This window comes from Roseibium polysiphoniae, from assembly GCF_014842925.1.
Lineage (GTDB): Bacteria > Pseudomonadota > Alphaproteobacteria > Rhizobiales > Stappiaceae > Roseibium > Roseibium polysiphoniae.
Map to the genome: position 1 here is coordinate 697040 of NZ_JACYXJ010000003.1, position 6304 is coordinate 703343.

A 6304-nucleotide genomic window follows, 5' to 3' on the forward strand; every position below is an offset into this window, starting at 1 on the left:
CTGCGTCCTGCGGTCGTGAATGGCCCCGTGGGGCAGGGAGTGCCTGAAAGGACCCGCGCTTTTTGGGCTCAATAGCTCCATTCGAAGTGCCTTTGGTGCTGATTTTCACTCTGGATCCTGACGCCTCCTGCGCCTTGTATCCAGGCCCTCCAACCACTTGTCCAGATTCAGTCCCGACGATTGTTGGATGGGTTTTTTCCGAGACGGCTGTGTTTGAATAGGCTCCGCTGACTGAGTAGCTCCAGTGCCGGCTACTCGTGCCACTGATCCGGCGAACTTCGATTTTGGGTTCGTATGCTTCTGTTCTGATTTCCGCGTCTGTTCTTCCACGCGCCGTTCCGCTGCTTTCCGTGCTTCCACAGCATTGACGATGGCCTTGGTGAAATACGCCAGACTGAACGGTGCTGTCTTGGCGCGTGACAGGACCATCTCAATCGTTGGCAGTACATCGCGATCAATGTCGGCTCCACAAGCATACCAGGCAATGACGGCATTGACGCCTCCGACCATGTGAGGTGCGTCGGGGTTTAATCCGAACATGAGCAGTTCGCTGCGAACGCGCTCAATATAGTCGCGCGCGTCTGCCGTATGTACATGGCTATCCTTCGCTAGACCGTTTTTCGTAGATGCTGCGATGGGTGGTTCTGGGCTGGCTATGTCCAGATAGTCGCGAGTGTCCTTATTATCTGTTTTTTTATTGTTTGGTCTTGATGGATTGATCTTATAGGTGCCGCCCTGGACCGGCACCCCCTGCCTGTCTGGCTCGGCAGGAAGTGCCGTTTTGACGGTGTCGACTGTTCCGGATGTCGACAAGCTGTCGGGCCGATCCGAACACAGTCCTTTCTCCCGGTGGATGATGTAACCGTGAGAACAGTCCCCGCCGTCCGGGCGAATGTTTTCGACCCGTGTCAGCCACCCAGCATTGATGAGTTTTTGACGGCGGTTTGAACTGTGGAGCGGGCCCATTCAAGTTCCCGCGCCATCCTGGCTTGTGACCTGACAGTGTGCCCGTTTCGATCTGCGTTACGGGCCAGCATGCACAAAACATGAATATCCCGTGGTTTGAGATCCGGGTCGGTAATGGCACCTGCAGGGACCATGCAGAATTGCGGCTTCTTCGATGGTGAAGGCATGACGTCTTCCTCCGCCGTCCGGACATGGGGGATCGTCCGCACGCCAAAGGGCGCCGGAGGATGCATCAACCGGACAGGACTTTAATGATCGTGGGGAAAGCGGCTACGCGATAACAGGCTGCTTGCTGATAATGTTCGGGAGCGATCTCAAGGACGGGGCGCAAACAAAAATGCCCCGGCGTTTAGGCCAAGGCGTACGAATCCCGAATACAGAATAACTACCACTTACATCACGGGTGATGCAAGTGTTGGAGCATCATGTAACTCGTTTTCTACGGGTCGTGCGTGACTTTCCAACAGGCTTTGCGTCCAGCAAAGTGAAAAGATCCGGTGGAAATGGAAGTTCAATCTTCTGAAGTTCCTGCCGGCGGAATTCCAGCGATCCGCCGTCGCCATATTCCGGACGGTCAACGGAGTGGCCCATCAGCTTACACCTGAGGCCATAATCAAGCCCTGCCTCCAGCATGCGTTTTTCAAAGGCGTGGCGCAGCGAATAAATCCGGTGGGCGTTTGTCGGGAACAGTCCTTTTTTACGGAAATTCTGCATCAGCACGGCCGAAAGATTGGTTTCCTTGTCGCGATAGCGCGGGAACCCTTTTGGCGCGCGCTTCATGGCTTCCAGGGAGACGCCGATCAATGGGATGCGGCGCACGCTTGCGTCCGTTTTCACCGCCCGGTTCGGTGAGAAGTCGATCACGATATGCGGAACCTGAGCGTCCAGCTGGATACGGTCCGCAGTGATGTTGCAGAGCTCCGACGGCCGGCATCCGGTCTCGATCAATACCAAAAGAATAAGAGCTGCGTCCCTGTTGAGGTTGGTGAGAGCGTCCGGAACAAAAATCCTCTCCCTGATCCATGAGGATTCGAAAGGAGGGATTTCCTTCTGATCGATCTTCCGTTCCTTGAAATTGAGATTGCGGAAGGGATTGTCCCGGTTCTCTTCTCCGATGCGAACGAAATACTCCCGGTAGAGCCGTCGCATGTTGCCGAGGTCCCGTCTCGCCGTGCTTGCCGACATGGAGCGACCCTTCTTCCCGGTTACACGGTCCTGCCACCATTTGTGATATCGGATGGCATCTTCGCGGGAGATGTCTTTCATGGGCTTGTCGCTGACCACCTTGATGAAGTTGGCAACGGCGCGTTGTTTGACCTTCGTGTAGTGCTTGATCTGGGTGGGGCTCTTGCCCTTCAACTCCAGCGGGGCGATCTGCGTCAGGAATACGTCGAGCGCCTCTGAGACCGAGGTCTTTGGAATGGGAACAGTCCCGAGTACCGCTTCTGCGTCAGCTTTGAGCTGCAGACCTGTCTTGCCCTCAAGGGACAAGACCCGTCTCAAGACCTCCTCGAGCGGCGCTTCGTTGAGAAGATAATCCATATGCTTCCAGGCAAAGCCTAACGCGAGGGCGCGTTTCTGTGCAGCCTCGTATCTCAGGCGTCCGGCATTCGGGGCGCTTTCTCCTTGGGCCAGGAGCGATGCCCAATGATGGTCGTCCGCTTCTTCGACCGCATCGCGGCGAATCCGGGCGGTTTCCAGGGAGTGAGTATTTAAAGAAACCTGCACAACGTCCCGCGGGTCAAGGTGCTTAACCCGGTTCGGAACCCGGCGCCGGTAGTGCCAGCGGCCACCGCGCCGGTAGAGATACCGGTCCGCGTCGCGCATCCATCCTCACTAATTGTGGGGCAATTTGAGGGACAAATTGTGGGACAATTTCTGCGATTTGGCAAATTAAAAACCGGCGTGAAGCCGATTTCATCAGCTTTCTCAATACTTAAGCCGGGAAGTTGAGTGGTGCCGGCAGCAGGATTCGAACCCGCGACCCCCTGATTACAAATCAGATGCTCTACCAGCTGAGCTATACCGGCTTGCGCTGCGCCTTTGGCACGCGAACAACGCCCTTGTTTCCGATTTTTCAGACGCGGGCAAGTGAAAATGTCGGCTTTGCCGCATTTCCTTCGCGCGTGCGCCCTGCGGATGTGGAAAAATGGCGGGTAGGGGCGTTGAAGATGCGTCTGCCGAGCCGCGAAGTCATAGGTTGACCGGCTCATTTGGATAAAATATGAGTTTTTAATTCATGTTAATGAGTCGCCCTGCAGCGATACCGGAGGTTATTGTGTTTCTTGCCATGAACAGGTTCAACGTCGTCAAAGGACAGGAAACGGCTTTTGAGGAAGTCTGGAAAAACCGGGACAGCCAGCTTCAGACCATGGCGGGCTTCAGGAGCTTCCACTTGATGAAGGGTCCGGAGGATGAAGAGGCCGGCACCGTTCTTTATGCCTCTCACACGATCTGGGAGAGCAAGGCGCATTTCACGGACTGGACAAAATCCGAAGCCTTTCGCGCGGCGCACAAGAATGCGGGGTCCAACAAGGGGCTTTATGCCGGACCTCCGCGCTTTGAAGGTTTCGAGATGGTTGAGGGCGCATGAGCGCCATCGACGATGAGATGCGTGTGGAGGTCATCCCGACGTTGCCGTCACTGGATATGGCGGTCACACGCCAGTTTTACGGTGACGTCCTGGGTTTCAACGTCGATATCCATGCCACGGACAACTACCTGATCGCGCGCAAGGGCGAAATCGAGGTTCATTTCTGGCTGACGGACAATGAAGAGCTTTGCCGCAACACCTCGATCTATGTTCGTGGCGCTGGGGTTGACGGGATTTATGCCGAATTTGCGGCCTCGGGTGTTCCCGATCTTGGGGCCTATGAACTCAAGCCCTGGGGCATGAAGGAGTTTCATCTGCTCGATCCGCACGGGAACCTGCTGCGTTTTGGCCGCATTCCAGCTGAAGAGAGTGGTTCGGAGAGCGCGGCTCCAGAAGATACGGGGCAGGTCGACTGATGGCGCCGCGGGGCAGGGTAGAGCCGCCAAACGGCGTGCAATCTGAATTGCCGGATCGGACCGATCAGGCACTGCTTGAAATTCTACGCTGTTATTGCTTCAGCTACGCACGCCCAAAGAGCCAGGCTTGGGAAGAGGCGTTGCTGGCGGCTGAGGTGGCCTTCGGGCCGGAGCTTGGCGGCGTGGTTGCCAGCGGCATGATGCGCAGCTTCAAGGCCATGAGGCATGCGCGAAAATCCTGCTTCGAGTTTGCCAATCCATTTTGCGCCTGTTGCCGTGGTCAGCTGCGCGTGGATGAAAGAAGAATGATTGGCATCATTTCTGCGGTCAGAAGCGGCAACAGGAGCTCGGTCCAAAGCGAAGCACTGATCTTGTGCGAGGGCTTTGATCCGCAGCCGATGCTTCACGAAATCGAACGACTGGCGCAGCACCTGCCGGGCGCAAAGGTCTCACGCCGGCGGATGGTCTTTCGCTAAAGCCAGAGAACGGCTGTCAGATAGCAGCGGCCTGGGAGCTGCAGTCTGGCGCTAGAGGTCCATTTTCATGCGGGCGACATAAAGTGCGAGCACGGCTGCGTTCGAAACGTTGAGCGAGCGGAGCTTGCCTGGCATGTCGAGCCTTGCCAGCGTATCACATGCTTCGCGCACGCCGTGGCGGACGCCCTTGCCCTCGGAACCAAGTACCAAGACCGTCTTGTCGGTGAAGGGCGTGTCTTCTAGGGCTGCCTCGCCATCACTGTCGAGGGCAACCCGGAAAAAACCCTCGTCGCCCATCTCGGCGATAAACCGGGCCATGTTCTTCACCCGCACATGTTTGATCATGTCGAGGGCGCCCGATGCGGATTTCGCCAGGACCGAGCCTTCCTCGGGTGCGTGCCGTTCGGTTGTCACGACTGCATCGGCGTCCAGCGCCACGGCGGAACGCAGGATCGCGCCGACGTTGTGCGGATCGGTCACCTGGTCGAGTGCGAGCACAAGCCTGGCGCCGGACAGGGCCTCGACGCCATAGGCGGGCAGGGGATCGGCTTCCAGGATCATGCCTTGATGGACGGCATCCTTGGTTACCATCTTGTCGAGCGCGCGCGGAGGCAGATTTTCGACCGGCACATCGACCCTTACGCCCCGTTCAGTCAGCCGGTTCAGAGCGTTCTCTGTCGCAAACAGCTTCAGGCGTTTCCTGTCGGGATTGTTGAAAGCCGCTTCCACCGTATGAAGGCCATAAAGAAGAATGGGGCCTTCAGGTGGGAGGCCTGGGCGGCGAGGTGCAGGCTTCCCACGTCCACCGTGAGGCCGCTTGCTGTTTTTGCTTGGGCGATGAGGCTTATCAGTCATGGCCCCACATACTGCCAAATAAGGCCGGCCAGCAAGTCTGAAAGGCGCGGGAACCCATAAAGCGATTTCAAATTGCCTGTTTCTGGCGACGGCGTCATGGGGCCTTTTGAAAGACGCGGTCAGCGTCGACGGTGTGACCCGATGCAGGCTGTAGGCGCTGTCACAAAGACAGTCTTGAATCGGGCGCTGGTGGCGAATGTTGTTTTCCCGGGTGCATTTCACAATCAGAAAACTCATCCACAGGCGTGCGCGCGCTTGAGGTTGGCAAAAGGCGCTTGTCGGAAAGCTCTTGGTCTGGCCTTGAAAAAGGCTGGAAATGGCGGTCTTCGCAGGGTCATCCAGCCCCTTACGCAACCTCCAACCATCTGCTTCGGCACAAAGAATGCGTTTTTCTGATTTAACCGGCGAAAACGGCGTTGACACCCAAGGTCCTCATCTGCATAACACGCGCCACGGGATTGCTCGTCCCCTTCGGACGGGCTCTTCGGTAAGCCATCCTGGCCGTTTCGGCGTGAAGCTGGACTTGATGGAGGAGTGCCCGAGTGGCTAAAGGGGGCGGACTGTAAATCCGCTGGCTAAGCCTACGTTGGTTCGAATCCAACCTCCTCCACCATAGTCCTGCCAAATGTCGTGCGCGGGTGTAGCTCAATGGTAGAGCAGCAGCCTTCCAAGCTGACGACGAGGGTTCGATTCCCTTCACCCGCTCCAAATTGGGTGCTGATCGGAGTGTCCGGAGCGGAGATCCCTTCGCCTGGAAAATCCTGAACAGTTATACGGGAAGCAATTCGTCGACTGCGGCAGAGACCGAAGCGCCGGAAAGCGTCCCGCCTCGAGCCTTTATCGATTAACGCGTATTGGACAGAGAGCGACGCGATGGCGAAGGAAAAATTTGAGCGTAACAAGCCTCACGTCAACATTGGCACGATTGGCCACGTTGACCACGGCAAGACGACGCTTACGGCTGCAATCACGATGACGCTGGCTGAAGCTGGCGGCGC

The 6304-nt window shown here is 57.0% G+C and carries 7 protein-coding genes and 3 tRNA genes; 6 read left to right on the forward strand and 4 right to left on the reverse strand.

Going from position 1 to position 6304, the window contains the following annotated elements; all coding sequences use genetic code 11:
* Nucleotides 1-105 precede the first annotated feature (105 nt).
* The 3 genes from IG617_RS10230 to IG617_RS10240 all read right to left on the reverse strand — a co-directional run bounded on the left by IG617_RS10230 (nt 106) and on the right by IG617_RS10240 (nt 2996).
* Nucleotides 106-966: a hypothetical protein gene (locus IG617_RS10230; protein ID WP_192109103.1), complete on the reverse strand. Its 861-nt coding sequence runs from the start codon at nt 964-966 to the stop codon at nt 106-108.
* 423 nt (nt 967-1389) lie between these two features.
* Entirely contained in the window at nt 1390-2793 is a 1404-nt protein-coding gene (locus tag IG617_RS10235) for a DUF6538 domain-containing protein (RefSeq protein WP_192109104.1), read from the reverse strand.
* A 127-nt stretch (nt 2794-2920) separates the two neighbouring features.
* Nucleotides 2921-2996, reverse strand: a tRNA-Thr gene (locus tag IG617_RS10240).
* Between the two features lie 248 nt (nt 2997-3244).
* Between IG617_RS10240 and hmuQ the strand changes: the two genes are divergently transcribed.
* Genes hmuQ through IG617_RS10255 form a run of 3 tightly spaced genes read left to right on the forward strand, consistent with a single transcriptional unit; the run spans nt 3245 to nt 4451 of the window.
* Nucleotides 3245-3559: a heme-degrading protein HmuQ gene (gene hmuQ / locus IG617_RS10245; protein ID WP_192109105.1), complete on the forward strand. Its 315-nt coding sequence runs from the start codon at nt 3245-3247 to the stop codon at nt 3557-3559.
* A complete protein-coding gene (locus tag IG617_RS10250; protein WP_192109106.1) occupies nt 3556-3975 on the forward strand; it encodes a bleomycin resistance protein in 420 nt (139 codons plus the stop codon). Before hmuQ ends, IG617_RS10250 begins: the two co-directional genes overlap by 4 nt.
* A gap of 35 nt (nt 3976-4010) precedes the next feature.
* Nucleotides 4011-4451, forward strand: coding sequence for a hypothetical protein (locus IG617_RS10255; RefSeq protein WP_192109107.1), 441 nt, complete (start codon nt 4011-4013; stop codon nt 4449-4451).
* Between the two features lie 51 nt (nt 4452-4502).
* Here the strand turns inward: IG617_RS10255 and IG617_RS10260 are convergent, their stop codons facing one another.
* Nucleotides 4503-5306 (reverse strand): TrmH family RNA methyltransferase, encoded by an 804-nt coding sequence (locus tag IG617_RS10260; RefSeq protein WP_192109108.1) that lies wholly within the window; start codon nt 5304-5306, stop codon nt 4503-4505.
* A gap of 528 nt (nt 5307-5834) precedes the next feature.
* Here IG617_RS10260 and IG617_RS10265 point away from each other — a divergent pair.
* The 3 genes from IG617_RS10265 to IG617_RS10275 form a co-directional block, all read left to right on the forward strand.
* Nucleotides 5835-5919: transfer RNA gene (locus IG617_RS10265), tRNA-Tyr, on the forward strand.
* A 21-nt stretch (nt 5920-5940) separates the two neighbouring features.
* Nucleotides 5941-6014: transfer RNA gene (locus IG617_RS10270), tRNA-Gly, on the forward strand.
* A 165-nt stretch (nt 6015-6179) separates the two neighbouring features.
* A partial coding sequence (locus tag IG617_RS10275) for a GTP-binding protein (RefSeq protein ID WP_254170513.1) occupies nt 6180-6304 on the forward strand: 125 nt, incomplete at its 3' end.

What these genes read in the sequence shown, in the direction of transcription:
- IG617_RS10230 (WP_192109103.1), bottom strand. Translation starts at nt 966, where the DNA reads ATGGGCCCGCTCCACAGTTCAAACCGCCGTCAAAAACTCATCAATGCT.
- IG617_RS10235 (WP_192109104.1), bottom strand. Translation starts at nt 2,793, where the DNA reads ATGCGCGACGCGGACCGGTATCTCTACCGGCGCGGTGGCCGCTGGCAC.
- IG617_RS10250 (WP_192109106.1), top strand. Translation starts at nt 3,556, where the DNA reads ATGAGCGCCATCGACGATGAGATGCGTGTGGAGGTCATCCCGACGTTG.
- IG617_RS10260 (WP_192109108.1), bottom strand. Translation starts at nt 5,306, where the DNA reads ATGACTGATAAGCCTCATCGCCCAAGCAAAAACAGCAAGCGGCCTCAC.